General features: G+C 36.5%; 20 protein-coding genes. All 20 read right to left on the bottom strand.

Going from position 1 to position 21129, the window contains the following annotated elements; all coding sequences use genetic code 11:
- Positions 1-9: 9 nt before the first annotated feature.
- Positions 10-1128 (bottom strand): polysaccharide biosynthesis C-terminal domain-containing protein, encoded by a 1119-nt coding sequence (locus tag WH188_RS11300; RefSeq protein WP_339423952.1) that lies wholly within the window; start codon positions 1126-1128, stop codon positions 10-12.
- 30 nt (positions 1129-1158) lie between these two features.
- Entirely contained in the window at positions 1159-2193 is a 1035-nt protein-coding gene (locus tag WH188_RS11295) for a polysaccharide biosynthesis protein (RefSeq protein WP_339423951.1), read from the bottom strand.
- A 52-nt stretch (positions 2194-2245) separates the two neighbouring features.
- A complete protein-coding gene (locus WH188_RS11290) occupies positions 2246-3289 on the bottom strand; it encodes a glycosyltransferase (RefSeq protein ID WP_339423950.1) in 1044 nt (347 codons plus the stop codon).
- A 27-nt stretch (positions 3290-3316) separates the two neighbouring features.
- On the bottom strand, positions 3317-4099 hold the full coding sequence (locus tag WH188_RS11285) for a hypothetical protein (RefSeq protein WP_339423949.1): 783 nt from the start codon (positions 4097-4099) through the stop codon (positions 3317-3319).
- A 9-nt stretch (positions 4100-4108) separates the two neighbouring features.
- On the bottom strand, positions 4109-5068 hold the full coding sequence (locus WH188_RS11280) for a hypothetical protein (protein WP_339423948.1): 960 nt from the start codon (positions 5066-5068) through the stop codon (positions 4109-4111).
- A 59-nt stretch (positions 5069-5127) separates the two neighbouring features.
- Positions 5128-6291 (bottom strand): CDP-glycerol glycerophosphotransferase family protein, encoded by a 1164-nt coding sequence (locus WH188_RS11275; RefSeq protein WP_339423947.1) that lies wholly within the window; start codon positions 6289-6291, stop codon positions 5128-5130.
- Entirely contained in the window at positions 6284-7075 is a 792-nt protein-coding gene (locus tag WH188_RS11270; protein ID WP_339423946.1) for a glycerophosphodiester phosphodiesterase, read from the bottom strand. Before WH188_RS11270 ends, WH188_RS11275 begins: the two co-directional genes overlap by 8 nt.
- A gap of 219 nt (positions 7076-7294) precedes the next feature.
- Positions 7295-8269, bottom strand: coding sequence for a glycosyltransferase (locus WH188_RS11265; protein ID WP_339423945.1), 975 nt, complete (start codon positions 8267-8269; stop codon positions 7295-7297).
- Between the two features lie 7 nt (positions 8270-8276).
- The gene (locus tag WH188_RS11260) at positions 8277-9419 is read right to left on the bottom strand and encodes a CDP-glycerol glycerophosphotransferase family protein (protein WP_339423944.1); all 1143 of its coding nucleotides are present in this window, start codon (positions 9417-9419) and stop codon (positions 8277-8279) included.
- Complete coding sequence (locus WH188_RS11255) at positions 9409-10470, bottom strand: iron-containing alcohol dehydrogenase (RefSeq protein WP_339423943.1); 1062 nt, start codon at positions 10468-10470, stop codon at positions 9409-9411. The genes WH188_RS11260 and WH188_RS11255 overlap by 11 nt, the downstream gene beginning before the upstream one ends.
- A 1-nt stretch (position 10471) precedes the next feature.
- Positions 10472-10891, bottom strand: coding sequence for an adenylyltransferase/cytidyltransferase family protein (locus tag WH188_RS11250; protein WP_339423942.1), 420 nt, complete (start codon positions 10889-10891; stop codon positions 10472-10474).
- A gap of 141 nt (positions 10892-11032) precedes the next feature.
- Positions 11033-11989, bottom strand: a complete 957-nt coding sequence (locus WH188_RS11245) for a glycosyltransferase family 2 protein (RefSeq protein WP_339423941.1) — start codon at positions 11987-11989, stop codon at positions 11033-11035.
- Positions 11990-12006: 17 nt separating this feature from the next.
- Complete coding sequence (locus WH188_RS11240) at positions 12007-12933, bottom strand: glycosyltransferase family 2 protein (protein WP_339423940.1); 927 nt, start codon at positions 12931-12933, stop codon at positions 12007-12009.
- 1 nt (position 12934) lies between these two features.
- Complete coding sequence (locus WH188_RS11235; protein WP_339423939.1) at positions 12935-14041, bottom strand: glycosyltransferase family 4 protein; 1107 nt, start codon at positions 14039-14041, stop codon at positions 12935-12937.
- Positions 14042-14097: 56 nt separating this feature from the next.
- Entirely contained in the window at positions 14098-15276 is a 1179-nt protein-coding gene (locus WH188_RS11230; protein WP_339423938.1) for a glycosyltransferase WbsX family protein, read from the bottom strand.
- Positions 15263-16540, bottom strand: coding sequence for a glycosyltransferase (locus WH188_RS11225; protein ID WP_339423937.1), 1278 nt, complete (start codon positions 16538-16540; stop codon positions 15263-15265). Before WH188_RS11225 ends, WH188_RS11230 begins: the two co-directional genes overlap by 14 nt.
- A gap of 50 nt (positions 16541-16590) precedes the next feature.
- Complete coding sequence (locus tag WH188_RS11220; RefSeq protein ID WP_339423936.1) at positions 16591-17781, bottom strand: polysaccharide pyruvyl transferase family protein; 1191 nt, start codon at positions 17779-17781, stop codon at positions 16591-16593.
- Between the two features lie 25 nt (positions 17782-17806).
- A complete protein-coding gene (locus WH188_RS11215) occupies positions 17807-19084 on the bottom strand; it encodes an ABC transporter ATP-binding protein (RefSeq protein WP_339423935.1) in 1278 nt (425 codons plus the stop codon).
- Positions 19085-19102: 18 nt separating this feature from the next.
- The gene (locus WH188_RS11210; RefSeq protein WP_339423934.1) at positions 19103-19972 is read right to left on the bottom strand and encodes an ABC transporter permease; all 870 of its coding nucleotides are present in this window, start codon (positions 19970-19972) and stop codon (positions 19103-19105) included.
- 74 nt (positions 19973-20046) lie between these two features.
- Positions 20047-21129: a lipopolysaccharide biosynthesis protein gene (locus WH188_RS11205; protein ID WP_339423933.1), complete on the bottom strand. Its 1083-nt coding sequence runs from the start codon at positions 21127-21129 to the stop codon at positions 20047-20049.

The raw sequence follows: 21129 nt of genomic DNA, 5'->3' as shown, positions 1-21129 counted from the left end.
CTTTTTTTCTTAAACGGTTACAAAATAAGTGTCTGGATCAACAGGATTATAAGGCTCATTGATCCAAAATAAAGTGATCAATTCATCATCACCAATATTTTTAATATTATGGGTATACCATATCGGCATATCTACATAAGCGGGTTCGGTTCCATCTAAATAGAAATCCAACACCACATCGCTATCTATTTTCCGAAGCTGTATCAAAGCCTTCCCTTTAATAACTGCAAAACGCTCAATCTTTCTGGTATGAAAGTGGTTGCCTCTAGTGATCCCTGGCACGGTTGTTGAATAAGATGATTGTCCACGTACTCCCATACGGATGACTTCCACAAACATGCCTCTTGGATCGATGTGCTGCTGAAACTTGACTGGAAAATAGGTTCGATGATCTATAAATGTACAAAAAGTATTAAATAAATCCAACTCAAATTTATCCGCAAGAACTGGGACAATACCCTGTTCGAAATAGCTCTTTTGAAAGCTTTGCAATAAAGCCAGAACAGTACTGACCTGTTTGACGGCTGTGGCTTGAATATATAAACTTGCCTGAAAAGTAGCTTGACGGATTTCGACCAGCATCTGCTCAACGAGTTCTTGCACATAAATTAACTGTACCTGACCATCTTGCGCAATAGTGGGTTGCTCACCATGCGTCAATTGGTGGCAAAACGTAGCAATAAACGAATTATAAAAAGGTTTTCCAAATGCACCAAAAACATTGGGAATTATAAAGCCAGTTACTTGTGTGTCGACTTTTTCTGCCCAATTAACGAGCAATTCACGACCTATTTTTTTTGACCTACCATAGACATTATCGCGCTCTTCTTGTGTCGAAGACGAAACCAACACATGCGGCTTCGCTCCTGTTCGGATGAAAGCTGCAACGAGCTTTTCTGATAGCGAAATATTCGTATCGTAGATTACCTGTTCATCATCATGACGATTCAATGCCGCCAAATGTACGATAACATCACAATCACTGACAAATGCATCCAGTTGATTCGAGTCGTCAAAATAACTCCGATCAAAATGGATCTGCTGAAATTCAGTTGGGAATAACCCTAAGTTATTACTTAAATGACGTCCTACAAATCCAAATTGACCGGTAATTCCAATCTTTTTCATGTCCTAATTATCACAAAATGCTAAAAAAAATTAGTACGAGTACGCTTTGATATGTTCTCCAAACACAGACTTCCGAATCAATGGCAAGGTCGAAACCAGTGCCTTCAACCCTGATATACCTTGTTGTTCGGCATTATGCGAATGATAGTCTTCAATTTCTGCGATATCTTTTTCGCCAACTGAAAAATATTTAGCATAATTAAGATCACGATTATCTGCAGGTATACGATAAAAATCGCCTAAATCTTCCGCTTTCATCATCTCTTCACGGGTGCATAATGTTTCGTAAAGCTTTTCGCCGTGTCGCGTTCCGATTACCTTAATAGGTACTGGTTTGCCTGTTAATTCAATAAGTGCTTGGGCTAAATCACCGATTTTGCCTGCTGGTGCCTTGTTAACAAATAAATCTCCGGCATGAGCATGCTCAAAAGCAAATAAAACCAAATTAACGGCATCATCGAGCGACATGAAAAAACGAGACATATTGGGGTCTGTGATGGTAATGGGTTCGCCATTTTGAATCTGTCTTAGAAACAGCGGAATAACAGAACCACGTGATGCCATTACATTGCCATACCGTGTCAAACAAACAATGGTATCGGTCAGATTTCTAGATTCTGCTACAGCAACTTTCTCCATCATAGCCTTGGAGATACCCATGGCATTGATCGGGTATGCTGCCTTATCGGTAGAGAGACAGATAACTTTCTTAACTTTATTGTATGCGGCGGCACGAATAACATTTTGGGTTCCTTCTACATTGGTTTTTACAGCTTGCATGGGAAAAAACTCGCAAGAGGGAACCTGCTTAAGTGCGGCAGCGTGAAATATATAATCTACACCCCTTGTTGCGGGCTCTACGGAACGATAATCGCGTACATCGCCAATATAATACGTCACCTTATCATTGCGATAAAGATTACGCATATCATCTTGCTTTTTCTCGTCACGTGAAAATATACGAATCTCTTTAAAATGGTCCGTTTCTAAAAAACGCTCCAAAACTGCTGTACCGAAGGAACCGGTACCTCCTGTTATTAAAAGTATTTTATCTTTTATTTGCATAATTTTTTGTCTATCGATTCATCATTTGCTTATTGTTCATTGAAATAAGCATTTAATTAATCTGCATTTGAGGTGAAGTATTTAATAACGAAATCAATCCGTCGATTTCATTTTTAATCTTCTGATTTGAAAAGGGTACATCATCATAATGTGTGGCTTTAAGCATCGCTGCTACCATACTGGCTCCATCGAATGGATCAAAGACGATACTCGGTTCGCATACTGCATAGGTATAAGGTAAATCTGCTCCAATGACTTTACAACCACATGTGATAGCTTCGACCAATCCTAATCCAAAACTTTCTGCTAGAGAAGGAAAGATTAAGTATTCGTGGCTCTTATATGCTTTATATAACGCTGCTCTAGGAATAAAGCCTAGATTAATAATCGGATAACCCAAATCTTGTTTCTGTTTGATCATTTCAAGCAGGCCAACAGCTGAATCTGGAAGGGTTAGCGTTAAACTCCCTTGACGAGTTTGGTCAAAAAACTGACAAAAGCTCGAAATTAAACGCAGGTGATTCTTATGCGGAGTATCATTACTGACATAAATAAATGAACACGATTTTCTTTTATAAGCTATCAAAGTATCTTCATGGAAAGGTGGATAAAAAGGAAGAACCAGCACCTTTTCTGGTTTTAAACGGTACTTAGATAATAATTTATCTCTCACGATTACATTCTGAACGAGCCAATAAGATGTGTTTAATTTTTTTCTGTTCAAATAAAACATTTTAAGAGAATACAACAGTTTCAACTTAAAACCATGGTCTGCAGGAATGTTTAAAAATAAAGGCTGATGAAAATAAGTGTAAACAGTCGCACGCGCCAGTTTAATTGGCGGCGGAATGTTACCAAAACATAAAACTTGACCAAAACGATCGTAATTTTCTTTGTAGAAATTGAGCCTGTTTCGTAATGTGGCTTTTACATAGACAACCTGACGATCATTGGTAATAACAGGATGATTTTCAATAATGCGCTCATCTAATAAGTAAAAACAATCCGTTTTTTTTAACTCAAGTGAATGAATCAAATAGTCCAATAAGACTTTCCCCCCTCCATCATTTATAAAGACAGCATCAATTAATATCATAGTCTAATTATGTCGTGAAATGAGTTATTAGCGATTTAATTTTTTTGCTTTAATAAAGGCAAGTGTCTCTTGAAACCAAGGTGATTTTTCGTCAAACTGAATACGCTTGCCATTTTCATCGCGATAATGTGTCCAAATAACTAGACCATCACAACGCTGGTAAAGATATTCCAATTGTGCTCTCCAGACCTTTTTCTCGAGCATCGAAAAAGGCTTATTTGCATTTTTCTTAGTCGTATTATATTGTGGCCATACTAAGGCATAAACAGGTTTGTTTCCACCAAATTTTTTAGTATTCCTTAAAAAATAATTCACTTTATCATACCAGTCTTTCATCTGATCCGTCTGCATATAGAACGCTGGGTATATCACATTGGAGGCATCATAAATAGGCTTGGCAACTGCTCCATAATGAAAAACTGACACCAAGTTTTTGGAATCAATCTGTCTATAGTTATTGATCAGCTCCAGATAACGTGCTGTAGAATACGCTTTCTCAGTTTTCTTATTTAAATCCCAATGTTCGACATCGAGACAAACAGGAACATCTTGTGCTAATGATTTACTTGCAGCTTTGATGACTTTTTGTTCATCAACAAACCTGCGGGTAGGCGCCTTGGCTTCTTTAACTTTATAATTTGTGGTAATCAATCCATCTTCATAAATCATATTAAAATCTAGAATCCCATATTGCTCCAGACTTGGCGTTTCATCAAAAAGAATTGCATTATAAATCTTAAAATCTTTCTTCTGCGCGAATGCGAAAACGCTAGAAAAAATTAAAAAAGCAACTAAATAAATATTTTTCATAATCTTTTTTTAAATAAAACCCGTATTGTGTTTTAGTATGTTTATGATAAAATCAACGCCCTTATAAATAAAGTAACTTTGCGACAATAATATTCCAATATTAACACCATGATTAACTCTGGATGCATAATAAAAGAAAATAAAATAACAAAAAATCACAATTCGTTCAGGACCTAAAAGCATCGAAATTATCAACAAAGGTAAGAACAATCCAAAGATTTCCAACAAACTAATTTTTTTTCTATAACATAAAGTTAATATTAAAAAAACACTGGGCTTAATGATATTCATTAAAGATTGCGAGGAAGAGTAATAATTCCACTTTTGCATCAGCTGTTTTTGCAAGAGATAAAGAGCCACCAATGTCCCTAAACAGCCGATAACAAACAGCGTCATCAGGAATACTTTTTTAAAGGACATCCGCAATAAGAAGATACTGCGAATGAAGTACAAGATATCTTTAAACTTGATACCGACGGCTAAAAGCGACGTTTGAAAATGGGTAAATACAGACAGGAATAGGAGTGAATTCTGCTTGATACTACCGGAAGCTAAAAAATAAAAAGACAATATGGCTAATGAAAATTTTAATCGCTCTGCTCCTGTAAAAAGCACGATCATATAAAAGTTCAACAATAAACTTAAGATCAACAATTTGTTAACTTGAAGCCGGGTCAATAGCAAACTTACGTTGTAGGCCAAAATGGCATTAACCAGGGCAATCAAAAAGTTTTTCTTTAGAAAGGCCCCGAAGACATAGATAATAATATAATAGATCGGCTCGGAAGCCCCCAATGCACGATTATAATACAGAAAACCTGTGAAAAAATTAAAGTTGTGCACACCATTATAAAAGGCTGTATAATGGACCTGATCTCCTTTGGTATAAAAATGCAACAAAAACAGACTGAGCAAGAATGCAAGTAAAGCAAAGGAAAAGGAAAATAATTTATTTAAATTGATACGCATGTCTCTAATTTATTCTTTTGTCACCTCCAAATACGAGAAGGCATGGCCGCATTCACACCCTATCTTTTAGTCTCAAATCCAATCGTACTAGCCACGACTCGCTCCGTTGCTCGATCATCTTGATATTGAAAAAACAAACCTTTGAGCGCCATTCTCTTCTGCTCGTATGGGTCTACTCCAGTGCTCAATAATTGCGTTAAAAACGCAAAGAACTCATGTTGATTCCGTAAGACTTGCGTCGGAATCTTAGCTTCAATATCCTCAAAATAAAACCCCCTCGTTTGTCCATATGCTTCAAAATCTTCACTGATACAAACGATTGGCTTATCCAAAAGCAGGTAGTCAATCATGATAGAAGATACATCTGAGATCAAAAGATCTGTGGCTCCAACTAAACTGTATAGGTCAAGTCCTCGGTCGTATACCCATTGGTCATCTATAAAATGAACATGTGAAGAATCGATATCCAATGTATATTTCGGAGCCATCGGATGTGGCTTGACAAGACATAAGGTCCGTTGTTCTTTTAAAAGTGTATTGAAGCGCTTGATATCAAAATCTTGGATATAAAATGGATTCCCAACGTCGACCCCGTCTAAGCGGATATCTCCTTTTATACTCTGTCTATAGGTCGGCATCCAAAGTATAATACGATCATAGTCCTGCTTAAGATCTAGTTGGCGTATGATTTCTATCCGATTGGCGAGCCCCTTTAACAAATTGTCATTACGCGGATAGCCTGTACGTAATACGCTGGATTGTGGAACTCCAAACGCTGCACTCAACATGGGGCCAGTCAAAGCTGAGGTCCCGATAGTATATGTTGCATCCAAGCCAACTCCATCGGCTAAAAGACCGACTCGCTTATAAAGCAACCCATGCCACAAATTAATGACCACCTGACGCTTTGGAAAACGATCCAAGATACAACCGTGGGTCAAAAAAACAAATTTGGACCGGTATACCTGCCACAAATAACGGTAGTCCCAACGATTGGTTTTTACAACAATATGCACCTGCGGTCGAAGAAGCGTACGCGGGATGATATTTCCTTCTTTTTCAACTATAAAATATACCTTGAAATCAGAATAATCCGCTAAATAATTGGCAATATTGATGCTTCCTGGTTCGGTATTTGGAAAAGGAAGCAATACCACACGCTGATGGTGCTTCGGAAATAGATAATTTAATAAACTAAAAAATTGGCGGATAAAATTAATCATTTCCCTCTTTTACGTCACTTTTAATATATACTTGCATCACCAAATCGGGCTCGTCTGTATTGATCATCTGTACATCTGGATTTCTATCCAAAAGGCTCATCACATCTACAAATTTACCTGCTCCTGAGCAAACAACTATTTTATTTTCTTTTGCTCTCTGGATCAGTTCTGATCGCTTCATTGACATCGCATAACTAAAATTGATCATGTCAACCTTAGCAGCTACCAATTTGCTCATATCGAAATCAGCGTAATTGATGGATTGCGTCTTGATCTTAGCATTGTAGTTTTTAGATGCGACTAATAGGGGTAAACTTAAAGAGGAGAAGAAAATCCGTTCATGAATACCGGAACGCATCACCAAATCATTGATTCGTCGGACATAAATCGTTAAAAATTTGGCTGGTATATCTCCTTTTAGTTCAAAATTCACTTTGAGTTTTGGATATTGTTTTAACAAGTCCAACGTGGCATCCAAGCGCGGAATATGATCGTCATTAGGCAATATGACCCGATCAATATCCTTACTGGATACACTTGAAAATGAGATATTTTCAAACACATCGGGATTATGGTGTAAATACAGCACACTATCGGCAGAGATACGTACGTCAAGCTCAACACCGTGTACACCTATATTGGCGGCTTTTCGAATGGAAGTTAGCGTATTTTCATAACTACCGGCAGTATTCCAGTGGCCTCGGTGGGCATAGATTTCCATTCCTTTAAAATCTCGAGGCTCAAGCAATAACTTACTGACCAGCTCTTTTTCTTTTTTATCCATTAAATTTTCTTTCCGACAGGAGCTGAAAATAAAGAGTAAGGATAGCCCTAAAAATATGTTTATTAATTTCATTGATAACTAGATAGGTTTTATATACAACGCAACAAAAATAACAAATTATACCTTCAGAAAAAACAGCTAATTTTAGCGTTAAATATTGCTAAAAATTGCAGTTAAGAAGGTCGATCGGCCAATTCACTCCAATGATAACTTCTCACTTTAAATAAGAATGCGACTGGGTATCCGATAGGCTAGCGCAAATAACAGGGGATGATTTAAAATCATTGTTCTAAAAAACCATGATTTGGTTTGCAACTGAACCTTTCCAATAGCTTCAAATGGCCCTATTTTAAGCATTTTGAGGTAGGCATTGACCTCCGGAAAAGGAACATTTCGATCTTTCATTCTTTTCAAAAAATGAAAAAGGCGAAATTCCAGCCTAAAGCGTAAATAAGGTGCTAATTCTGTATTTCTATTATCGTCCACCAACTCCTTGAACAACTGTATAGCCGTTAAATAATCTTGCGCAAACCGTTGATTGCGCGCCTGATCATCTTTCTTGTTCATCACCGAATGTTGATTGCTGAAATAACCGTATAAGCGCTGTTCAACAACACCAATCTGCTTAGCATGAAGACTAACACTTTCAACAAAAACAAAATCTTCGGCAGCAATCAAACCTTTCGGAAAACGTATGAATCCAATGAGTGCTTTTCGATAGATATAGGCAACACAGAAGGGTAGGGCAATTGTTTTTTGATAGAATGACTTTTGTGAATATACCTGACAGTGAATCTTGTCCACACGCTCCAAGTGATCTGCTGTGGTACGCTGGATATCAAAAGCTAACAGATCCAAGTCATGTTCCTCCATACAATTGAGCAAGGACACGATACTGTCTGGAACATAGAAATCGTCGGGGTCCATAAACATCATATAAATCCCTCGTGCATGGTCGATCCCGGTATTCCGGGCGACACTAACGCCTTGATTCTGTTGTTGAATCAATTTGATCATGGGATATTGCTCCGCCAGTTTTCGGATAAGCGCTGCTGATCGATCTGTCGAACCGTCGTCTACACAGATAAGCTCGTAATCGTTTAATCCTTGCTGCTTAGCGACAATGGATAACAATGCGCGTTCGACAAAATCTTCGACATTATAGACGGGTACTATAATTGATAAATTGACCATGTTCTAATTACTTTAATTTAGCCATTGCTTCAAAAATACGTGCACAAGAATGACCGTCAAAATAGTGATGGAACTTGTATATAAAATCTGTCGATCTTAATTTCAATTCAGGATCTTCCATCCAAGTGTCCTGTGCCAAATAATCCAATAGCATACGTTCATCGTAAATAAATGGACCTGGGAGTAGCTCTTCAATCGGATCGCTCATGGACCTACATGTGCTTAAATAAAGCGCATGATCAAACAAATAATACAATACAGGTCTTTTGGTAATGACATAATCGGTAACGATAGAGCTGTAATCGGAAATCAGTAGATCGGTCACGATCAACAGCTGCTGCACATCATCCACCACTGAACTAATATCCCGAATATGAGACAAGCCTTCGGGTACGATTAAAAATCGATCCCAGGGATGTTTTTTGATCAGCAAACAATCGTTATTAGTGGCTAATAGCGAATTGAGCTCTTGCCAAAACGGTTCCGTAAAATTAGCAACCGTAAAATGATCGCGGAACGTAGGTGCATAAGTAATGATCCGTCTAAACCCGACGATTCCTAATGCGGCACGTAACGCTTCTAAACCGGACTCTGACTGGAAAAAAACATCATTTCGAGCAATACCGGTTACTTGAGCTTTATCGGTCTTAAAATCATGATTATGCTTATTGGCATCGTACTCCGAAAGTGCAGTAACCAATCGATAAGTAGCAAAATGTCGCTCAAACAGACGAAGTAAATTTTTATCGGTATTTTGATTGGATAATCCTACATTTTTCAATCCGCATCCATGCCACAATTGAATGACCGAGAGCTGCTTTGAAATCAAATAAGGATTCGATCCATCTATAATGACATAGTCGGCTCTTACAAGTCGCCATAATAAGGACAGAGTTCCACTGACAGTGGGGTATGCTACTTGCTTAGAACCCTCCTTGGTTAAAAAAATGTAACTGCTATAATCAGGTTGATGGATAGCGATGTAATCATAAAATGACTTCAAATTGCCCGAAAAGCGATCTACTTGATGGGAAGGAATAAACAACAGCTCTTTCTCCTTTTTGGGAACAAATACCCGAAGAAAAGAAAAGAGCAGGTGCATGATATAGACCTTAAAGACTGTAAGTCTGATTAAAAGATCATTTTTCATAAGTAATTTCTAATTGTTGAAATTGTTTAATTTTCGTGATAAATTCATCCTGACTTATCGTATCGAGAATAGTGACGCGTCCAGGGCGCATTTCTTTGGCCTTTTCATAGATTTTGCACAGCGTTTCAATAGAACTATCGCTCAAGAAACGGGTGAAATCCAAAGGGATGGCCGTTGCTTGGGCATATTTGATATACCTAGACTTTAGCTTACCCTGTAGAAATAACGTAAATAGGCTGATAGAGGCTACTTGTGTACCATGCAGCACGTTATGAGAAAGTCCGTAATAATCGATCGCATGACTGATCAGATGCTCACTACCAGAACAAGGTCTGGAGGTCCCTGCCAATGACATAGCAAGTCCGGAATTGATCTGTCCCTGTACCACCAATCGCAAAAACTCTTTCGATTGCAGATCGACATTGTGATAATGTACGAGCGCGCTTGAGGCACTTTTGGAGAGATGAAAGGCAATATCATTCATGGTTTCATGCCCCGATTGAAAAGCAAGCACCCAATCATGAGTCGCAGAAATGTTAGAAAGAATGTCTCCAGCTGCCGCTCGAATATAATCGATCGGTGAATTTTTGATCACATCAATATCAATGATAACCCCCATAGGCATCATACCGGGTAGGCTCTCGGTCTTTCCCCGATCATTTTTAATAACAGCGATAGGTGAAATCAATCCGTCATTGGAGATGATGGTGGGCACAGCTAGATTATTTACATTAATGAGGTAACCAACACGTTTAACCGAATCTAACACTTTCCCCCCTCCTAATGCAACGATCAAATCGACATGATGCTGTAAACAATAGTTTTTCAGAGCATCAACGTCTTCCATCGTATTGTTGGGAAGCGTATACAGCTCCCAATTATTTTTAGCGACCAGCTCGACAGCAATACGATGGGAATGGGAAAGTCCACTCACCACCAGCACCTTGCTGAATAACAATTTATTGCGCACCAGATAATCTTGGACATCCAAAATAATACCCTCGTCGACCTGAAATATGATAGGTAAGTAAGAAAGTTGCTTGTAGATCATGTTAGTTACCTTTTATTTTCTGGATCAAACCCGAAGTACTGATACCCTCGGTGTAGGGTAATAAAACCAACTCGCAATCGTGCTCTTCTAGGTAAGCGTGTGATACCCTAATTTGCTCGATATAACTATCTTCTTCCCAATCGTCGCCGTGAACGATCTTATTGACCTTGTATTTTTCTATATATTCCTTATTGTCGTATTGACGAATAATAAAGGCTTCGTCTACATAACGACAAGCTGCTACAACGGCCAAACGGTCTTGCTCGTCCAGATAAGGTAAACGCTTATAAGAAGCTACCATTTCGTCGCCATTAATGGCTACAACTAACTTGTCGCCCAATGCTTTGGATCGACGCAACAGTTCTACATGTCCACGATGAAACAAATCGAATACACCGATTACATAAACTACCTTACTCATATTGATATATTAAGATATTGATTTTTCTAGGTTAAACCGACTGCCTGTTAAGGCGAATCGGAATAGAAAAGAATGAAAAATTGTCCTTAAATGGACATACAAAAGTAAGCCAAAAAAGAATGGAATAAAAAAAATGTTCATTTAGATTTTAAACAGATCTTTAAGACGGTAGGCTAATGATGTACTTTTTGGTATTGCTGATTTGATAATAAGCAATGGTACACGGTATTTCAGACCTGGCAGGTGACCCAAAATCTGGTCCAATAGATCAAAGCAAGCCTCCAATAGCGCTGGATGTGCATGCTTTTTGCTGTACACTGCTAAAATAAAGACACCATGATATAATTTTTGTAAAATCTCTTTGTCGCCAGGGTAAAGGCTCAACGCTTTTCGGTAAACAAATAACCGCGATTCAATATGACGGGCACTATTGCTGCTCATACCATTACTGATCGACCCTTCATGTTGCACGTAATAAAATAGCGGTTCTGTTATAAAACCGACCTCACATGGATCCAATCCCTGAAACAACCGCGTAAACAGCTCGGTCTCTTGCCCTCTACTGATCTTCTCGTCGAATAACGGTTTACCGATTAAAAAAGACCGTCTAAAGAATACACAGTTGGTGATGATCTTTAATTTCCACAAAATATGTTCCCGTAGAATATCAGCTACCGGTTCGACATCATAGCGGCTCATAACCGTGAAATGCTCATCACTTAAATAATATCCACACAGATTTAAGTTGAACCCTTCGATATGCTTGAGTTTGGTAGCTAAAAATTCGGGCAGCATGACATCGTCACTGTCAAACCAATTGATATAGTAGCCTTTAGATTGTTCGAAACCATAGTTTCGGCAATTATTTGCGCCTTTTTGCAGATGGCTCGGCCTCCGATACAGTCGGAAACGTGTATCATCTGCAATATAGGCTTCAACCACAGCATACGAATCGTCAGTAGAGTCATCATCTACAATAATACATTCCCAATGCCTATGGGTCTGTTGCTTGATGGAGTCAAGAGTCTTGACTATCATCTCCCCCCTATTGTACAACGGAATGAGAATAGAAACGAGAGAAGTTATGTTATTGCTCATATTATACGTTTCATCAATCAATAAGCCAAAAAATTGAACGCAGTGGAGGATTGTGAAACAGCTCTATGTTCCAAAGCCTGCCTCATGTATCCATTTTTTATTAATTGTAATTTATAATCAATTAGTTGTACTTGACTTTCATTTCTCAAAACGGCATAAATAATCTTCTTGCTCATTAACACTTGTTTACGTTCGTTAATTCTGGCCGTGTTTGGATCGGACAATTCTCTCAAATATTGTCTTTTCAACATTTCAAAATTATCATCATACTTGCTAGCAGCTCTATCTTCACGATCGTGAAAAATATTTGAACAAGGATATACACCAATTTTAAGCTTATGATATATGATACGATGGCAATAGTTATCATCTTCACCATAATGAAAAAAGGTAGGATTGAACCCCCCTACGAGCTTAAGCGTACTTTTGGGTAACAACCAACAGGCTGCACAAATAAATTTTGCTTCATAGAGCTTATTCAGATCTTTCTTTAAAAAGATATCAGAATAGAGCTGCTTGCATCTCTTTGGTTCTATCTGAACTGAAAAATTAAAGTCCAAAGCATCACCCCTACCATTTAAATGCATAGGACTAATAATACCGTATTCAGGATTATTTTGTGCTTGTTCAATCAAAACCTCAATCGTATCCTCTGACACTTGAGCATCCTGATTCAATAAAAGAAAATACTCGCCTCCTTTTCGCAAAGCTTCTTCTAGACCTTTATTATTTGCCCCGCCAAAACCAAGGTTAATATCGGACTCTATTAAGCTAACTTCTTTATAATTTGATTTAATGAACTGTACACTATCATCTGATGAATGATTATCGATAGCTACAATCTCACATGATACAGATGAATTCAAAATCGAATCAAAACACTTCTGAATCCAGTCATTCTTCATCCCATTATAAATCACTATAATGGCAAAAACTTTTCTCATTTTATACATTTCTATTGATAACAACCTCTATTTTAGGCAAAGACAATGAAATATCATACTTTTGAACCTCTCTTAATATAATCTGCGAATCTTGGAAGTATTTTTCCTGGTCATGGATATACATTTCAATAGCAGCTACCATAGCTGAAACATCCAAATAAGGAACCACAACTCCTCCTCCATGTGCTAATATTTCCCCTGGTCCGCCGCTTTTCTCAAAACAAATAATGGGTATACCTAAACTTCCTGCTTCTATGATAGATACTCCTAACGCTTCCTCTTTAGCTGTACTCAAAAAAAGAAACCAATCTTTCATTACATTCAATACATCCCCACTACTGCCTAAAAACTTAAAATGATCTACTAATTCTAATTTTTTAAGATCAGCTCCGTAGATAATTTTTTCATTCCCTCCAATAGGACCTAACCATTCAAATTTGACATTGGGATATTTTTTTACAATAATGTTTGCTACTTGAATAAATTGCTCAATCCCTTTACGCCAAAAAACACCACCACAAGTACCAATGGTAAGTTGAGATAAAATAGCTTTACTTGTATAGTCAACTTGTTTCAAATATGTGCCGCTGTAAGTCAAGTTTATCCTGGATCGGTCAATACCAAAACGATTAATCAACATATCGCCAACAGTAACAGATATCACATTAAACTCATCAACTTGCTTAAGGAGCTCTTCTATATCTTTGACACGACGACAAATAGTCTCCAGTTCACGTAAATGCAAAATAACACGGGACCCTGGCGTAAGTGATTTATAATGTACCGCATCGGGTAGACAAACGATAGAATTAGCATAAAATAAGGTGTATTTTTCCCTCTTTACAAAAAAATCATATATATTATACCGTAAAAAACGTTTCGCCAGCCTATCTAGAAATTGGACAATACCGATTCCTTTAATTTTTAGTTTCCTAACTTTACCGATATACATCTCCGGATGACTCCCTTTGGAAAGAAGCTGCAAATCCAGAAGGATATCTTTATTGTTATCGTTATAATAATCCAATAGTTCTACCAGTCTCAAAGGAGCACCATCTAAATTTGCTTCATTCCCTAAAAACAATATTTTCTTTTGTCTTTTTTCCATTTCAGTATTACTATACATTTGTAAAGATTCGACTTAATTCACTAAAATATAATAAATTAAACATCTTCGAGTCCCCTCTTTAATGAGGATAAATATTCTAAACCAAATTTTTTGCAAGGTTCTAAATGATTACCTTCTGCCCATTCATTCCATGCGTTAATAAAAAACAGATTTTCTTCAGATGATTCAAAATGATCAAAGTTCCTTTTTTTCCCTTTCACCCATTTTTCAAAAATGCTTGGCGTACTGTTTAAAAATATTGTTGCATTATTTTTTCTTCTAGCTGCATTATCCCAGGAAGGTGTCACACATGGAAACCGCTTATATCCAATATTTAAATGTGCCAAATCATATTCGACATACTCATTATAATCAATGAGTCTCAAATCAATTGAACTATCTTTTTCAGACTTTTCAGGGACAAATTTTTGTACTATTGTATTTACTTTACGCTTTGCTCTTCTAAAAAGAGATTGATTTATATAAGCAATAGCAGCGGCCTTTTCTTCCCTAATTTTTTGGTCCTTACCTCTCAGGTACCCTGAAAGATTACTACTTAATGGTTGAAAATCAATCGCAGAATCAAAACCCAAATCTAATATTTCCTGACCATTAGGCGTATTCCACCTGTCCATACGACAGATATATAATTCCAACCCATGTTTTAATGCTTCCTCACGCCAAATACGAATGGTTTCTCGAGGTTCTGGAAGATCCGCTGACTTATAAATAGCAATAACTGGCTTACCATCGATACAGATATAACGCTTATCTTTAAAAAATGGAATGAAATACTGAATATGAGCTAAATCGTCTTCTAAACTGTAATTTTGCTGAATTAGAATCTCTCTATCAGCACCATCCCATGCTCTCGTCCAATTTTCATTGGCCCAACAAAACATAAAAGGAAAATCCTCTTTGGGATTTGCCATCATACGTTCTATAGGATCTTGCATCAATAGTTTACCATTAAACCAATAATGATAATAACAGAAGCCATAAATACCATATTCCTTCGCTAAAGCAATTTGTTCCAAGCGAGATTCCTCTAAACGTAAATCATAAAAACCAAGATCTGCAGGTAGATGTGGTTGATAGTGACCTTCAAATAAGGGCTTAGACTTTGTCACATTCGTCCATTCGGTAAACCCTTTTCCCCACCAAGCATCATTCTCTTCAAAAGGATGAAACTGAGGAAGGTGTATAGCAATAGGTCTAACTTTATTTTTCTTCACTTTCAATAATTTCTTTATATATATTTAACCTATTTTGCACTAATGAATCTTGAGAAAAATTAAACTTCGTAAGTTTATATCCCTCTTGAGAAATTTTAAATGCGTATTCCATATTTTGAACCAAATCAACAATTGCGTTCTTAAAATCCATGATTTCATCCCTAATGATAAGCTGGCAGCCGTCCTGAGCGCCAAGGCCTTCACAGCCAATAGAGGTAGAGATTACGGGTAGAGATTGTGCCATAGCATAAATAATTTTCGTTCTTATACCACTTCCCATTCGTAATGGAACAATGACAAGACTATTTCTATTATGCATTTTAATATCAGAAACAAAACCATCAAACACAAGATAGGGTTTTGTTAAATTAACGATAGTTTCTTCACTCCATTTTCCTACTATATGAGTAATCAAACCAGTGGCAAGATATACTTGCTCTGCAATGGTATCATGATACCATAATACAGCATCATAATTGGGTTCATGAACCTCTGGTCCTATAAAAACAATTTTATTGATTGCGAAATCTTCTATTTTTTTTTCTTCAAAAAAATCATCCAAAACGGGAAAAGGTGAAGAAATAACTGGAATATCCAATACGCATGAAAGTTTCAATTTATCATCTTGACTAAAGGTCAGTACATGATCGTATTTACTCAGAAGATTTAACTCAATATCTCTGAGAAAATTTCTTTTATAAATTTCATAGGCCGTCTGAGGTGTTCTGTAGGATTCAAGACGAGCGTATTGAATCTCATGATGTACAAAAATTTTTTTTATATCATCGGGCAATACTTCTACGATACTCAAAAAGCCGCTATGCTCTACTTGTATGATGTCAGGCGCTAAATGAGCTGTAATATCCATAATCCCATTGACGAAACGCTCATCTATTTCTCTAAAAATATTAAACTTCTTTTGATAATCATCTCTCACCAATGAAGGCTTTATTACCGTATCTTTTCTCGGTTTAAAAATACGCAGGAATGCCTTAATTAAGTTCTTAATTCGTGTTTTCCCTAAGGTAGGAGTTGTAATTACAATTTTACTGATATCCAAAATATGCACCTTTGCATTTTTTAGCGAATCTTTAAATGCATTTGCATGTGCCAATTCCGATAAATTACCCGCTACGACAATATAATGTAAATCCAATAAATCTTGCAGCTTTTCAGCAAATGCATATTGGGAAATTTTCCCACCCTCATCCAAAGGATAGGGTAAATGGGATGTTAATACAAGAAGCTTCATCTTTTTGTTCATAAAAGACTATTCTCTCTGATAGAGAGAATAGATAGATTTCATCAATATTTTTAATGTTGGAAATTTCGATTTGAAAGCTCACGTACTCGCAAAAGATGATTTTGCAACTTAATTCTATTTTGCTCCAAATCCTGTAAGAATAATGGTAATACATGCTCAACTTGTTCCAGATTCTTATAATCTACAAGTGACCGATCTGGATCGATTTCAAAAAACCTTTGTAATCCAGAAAATTTATTTTCATACGTAATTCCAAACATGGGCTTGCCTAAAGATATTCCAGAGATGCCAAAATGCATACGTGATGTTAAAGTCATATCAACAAAAGGTAAAAAAGCCTTGAGTTCAATTCCATTTTGGATTTCTTCCGGAAAGAAAACACTAAGGGAATTACCTATTTTTTTAAAAATCGCATTTGAAATCTTCTTATCATCCCACCCTTTATTTAAGTCTCTTATGTCATGATAAAGCAAAACGAAAGCGGTAGGAACAATCTTTGCAAATATCTTTAAACAATCAATATACTGATCAACATAGGCCTCATCTTGATAACCACGCATATGAATAGAATTGGGACAAATAGCTACAATAAGTTTCCCTTCGAACTTTTGATGTTTAATCCATTCTGTATATGCTAAATTTTCACATGGTACTAGAGGACAATTAAAAGCTAAATCTGCAACTAAAGAAATCTTATCTTCAGGTAGAAATTCTGATGCTCTAGCATATGAATCACTTTCTCGTAGGTAAAAGGACGTAAAAGAGCTAATTTCTTTAAATTCTTTTTTCACAATATCCGTAGTTTTAGAACTCAAACTAAAACCCAAAATACTTGTTGACAACTTATGACGATTGGCCTCCTTTAAAATTGAAGTTTTTTCAAGCACTTCCTCATTTCCATAAGTACCGCTCATGTTGTCAGCTCCTAAAACATAACATGAGTTGTATTTATAATAATTTGGTGTAACCGACCATGGAAGATAACTCAAATTACTATATGATTTGAATAAATCTGAACGAATAATGACTTTCTGTGTATACAGTGTAACTGGTCTATCTTTATACTTCTCTAAGAAAGAAACCACCATAAGTTCATCGCCAAAACTTCCATTCAGCAACGTTGGTGGAATCAGAAGGATTTCGTTTCCATGTTGACAATAAATTGATTTATAGAAAATAACAAGTTTTCTAACCTTGCATTTTATGCGTAAAAATAAACTCTTAAACTTTCTTACTATCATTACAAATGTCTTTACAAAAAACTCATTAAGAAGGGAAACACCAAGATGAAGGTGTATAAATCAAATTAAACTTCTTTGAAATTATTGATGGATAATTCAAAATGCGCTCAGGTACAATCTCTATATTCAATACATTTTCAACAACATCAACGGCCTCTTTTCCATTAGTTATTGCTACAGTTAAGTAATAATTTCCATCAAAAATATTCAAATCCTTTATTACTATTTCTGCAATTAAATTTTTTCTAAACGGCACATGGATATTACTCTCACTAGTTCTCCAACCTGCTATTCCTTGACCATAAGCATCATTAAGGCGCACATTTAACCCTATATTGTCCAATGGGTCGAGAATATTACATTCAACTCTTACCTTAATTTCTTCCCCCATTCTAAATGAATATTTTTCTTCGTTTGAAGATACATCATGAAGACTAATGGAAGAAACGTGGCTAGAAAAGGGCGAATTAAATTTTTTAGCAAGGTTTTTAGATGATTTAACATTTACATTACCAATTAAATACCTATTAACCGCTTCTTCCAAATTTCCAGAAAATTTTACCGTACCATGTTCCATATATACAGCAGTATTACAAAGATTTTGGATACTCGCCATATGATGGGAAACAAAAATTACAGTACGTCCTTCTCCTTTCGATATTTCTCCCATTTTACCTAGACACTTTTTTTGAAATTCAGCATCACCTACCGCTAATACTTCATCTACAATCAGAATTTCTGACTCCAAATGGGCGGCGACTGCGAAGGCTAAACGGACATACATACCTGAAGAATAACGCTTTACTGGCGTATCAATATAGCGCTCGACTCCCGAAAAATCTACTATTTCATCAAACTTACGCGTGATCTCTTTTTTGGTCATACCCAAAATAGCACCGTTCAAATAAATATTCTCCCTTCCTGTCATCTCTGGATGAAAGCCAGTACCTACTTCAAGAAGCGAAGCAATACGTCCTTTATACTTAATACTTCCAGAAGTTGGTTTTGTAACTCGGCTCAATAACTTTAATAAAGTAGATTTCCCTGCTCCATTGCGACCAATGATACCTACAGCATCACCTTGTTCAATCTGAAAATTGACATCCTTTAATGCCCAAACATATTCGGAGCTCCCTTTTTTACTCCGGTCATTGGTTTCCCCAATCTTTAAATAGGGATCCTCCTTCCCTCGGATAGAAGCCCACCAACGATTCAAATCATGGGACAAGGTGCCTGTACCTACTTTACCTAAGCGATATTGTTTTGATACATTTTCAATATCTAATACTATATTTTTACTCATGATAATAATCTCCTCCCTTTAAACGGTGTCCATAAAAGATTTTTCAACCTTATTAAATATCAAAACCCCTAAAGCCAAAATAACTGCAGCAAAGATTGTCGGATAAATCAACATACTGGGTTCAAAATTCCCTTTTCCTAAAAAGGCATATTTAAAACCTTCAAAGATTCCAATCATTGGATTATACTGCAAATAGACCCTAACAGATTCCGGCATAATAGAGGATGGATAAATCACAGGGGTACCATACATCCACAATTGGATACAAAAACTCAAAAGCATCGCAACGTCTTTATACTTGGTCGTTAGGCTAGAAAAAATCAAACCCAACCCCATAGCAATAACTGAACATAGTATTACAAAATAAGGTACTGCAAGTAACCAAATATTGGGTTCAACTGCACCTTTCGACCAATAGTAAAACCAAAAGCATATAAACAATAAGAGCTGTACCCCAAATTGCATCAAACGCGAAACAATAATGGATAAGGGCATTACTAAACGTGGAAAGTATACCTTACCAAAAACATTGGCATTAGAGGTGAATACATTGGAGGTCAATGATAATGCAGATGAAAAATAATTCCATAAGGTAATCCCTGAAAGATAAAATAAAATCGGTGGAATTCCGTCTGTAGAAATACGTGCAATAACCGTGAAAATAATCATATATATTGCCGAAGTCAACATAGGACTGATAAAAAACCAAATAGGCCCTAAAACGGTTTGTTTAAAGGAGGTCACAAAGTCACGCTTGACCAAAAGACCAACTAAATCACGATATTTCCATACTTCCTTTAATTTTAGATCAAAAAGTCCTGTCTTAGACGTGATTACCTCATCCCAATCCGACTTCTTATCGATAATATTTTTCTCCAATTGTGCCATTTTTAAAAACCAACGCTACTATACTACTTTACTTATATTATTTAACCCCCAATATCAAAAATCACTCTCATGAGTTATTCTTCTTTCATTACCTTTTGGTAAAAGGAAAAACATAAAATCAACACCATGGTAATCATAACTCCGGCAATGCAACCAATGATGCCTTGGCGTATTTCTTTAGGGTAAGTTTTATCTAAAGGATAAAAAGATTCGTCGATAACTTTGATTAACGGAGTTTCTTTACTCAAACTGAGTTTGGTCATTTCCAAATTGCGGTTTAACTCCGCTAATAAGCTTTTATTTGTCTCGACTTTCATTTGAGCTTCCTGTGTTGGAATAACTCTCAATGCGCCTCTGGTCGGATTTAAATTGGGAGTCATGTCTATCGAAACGGCAGATGAAGAAATCGCACTATTCACAACTGCCCGGACCGAGTCTACTTTAAATTGTAGTGTCTTAATATTGAGGTAGGATTTTCCTGCTTTTATCTCCATATACAGATCATTGACTTTAGAAACCAGATAGGTATTGAAAGATTTAGCAAAAGCTTCATCTTCAGCATTGACATCTACTCGAATAATATTAGCCTTTGCATTGGGATAAAATACTTTAAAGTAATTATTACGAACAACCTTAGCAGCATTATTCAAAATACTATCGCGTTGCCTCATTTCTTCGCTTTCTGGATGAAGCAAAAAATGGCTGTTAGCAATTAATAATTGATCATCTGCTGTGATTTCTTCTTTCAACTCCTCATTAATCATAAATAACTTTTGGATAAGTAATGTACTGGAGTCCTGAACGAGTTGTGATAATAAAACTTCCTTTATGATGGAATTCGAACGATATAACTCCAATAAACTTTCTCCTTGAAAGAGGTCGTTGGTGGTACCTCCAACATCAAGACCAAACATGCTGGATAAATTAGATACATTTGAACGTGCACCTGCATTACCCGTTTCCAACACAAATGTAGTGGTAGCGGTATAGAGTATTGGTTTTTTACTTTCAAAATAATACGCGATACCAAAGCCTAATCCTCCAACTATGGTGATAAGCCACCATTTCTTTAAGACAATAAGGCAATAATACTGTACTTGAAGAAACAACTCTTTCAAGGACATTTCATCGTCTTGATTATTTTTTAATGTCGTCAT

This window comes from Sphingobacterium sp. MYb388 (assembly GCF_037479535.1).
GTDB classification, from domain to species: Bacteria; Bacteroidota; Bacteroidia; order Sphingobacteriales; family Sphingobacteriaceae; genus Sphingobacterium; species Sphingobacterium anhuiense.
This window is presented reverse-complemented; position numbering and strand designations above follow the sequence as displayed.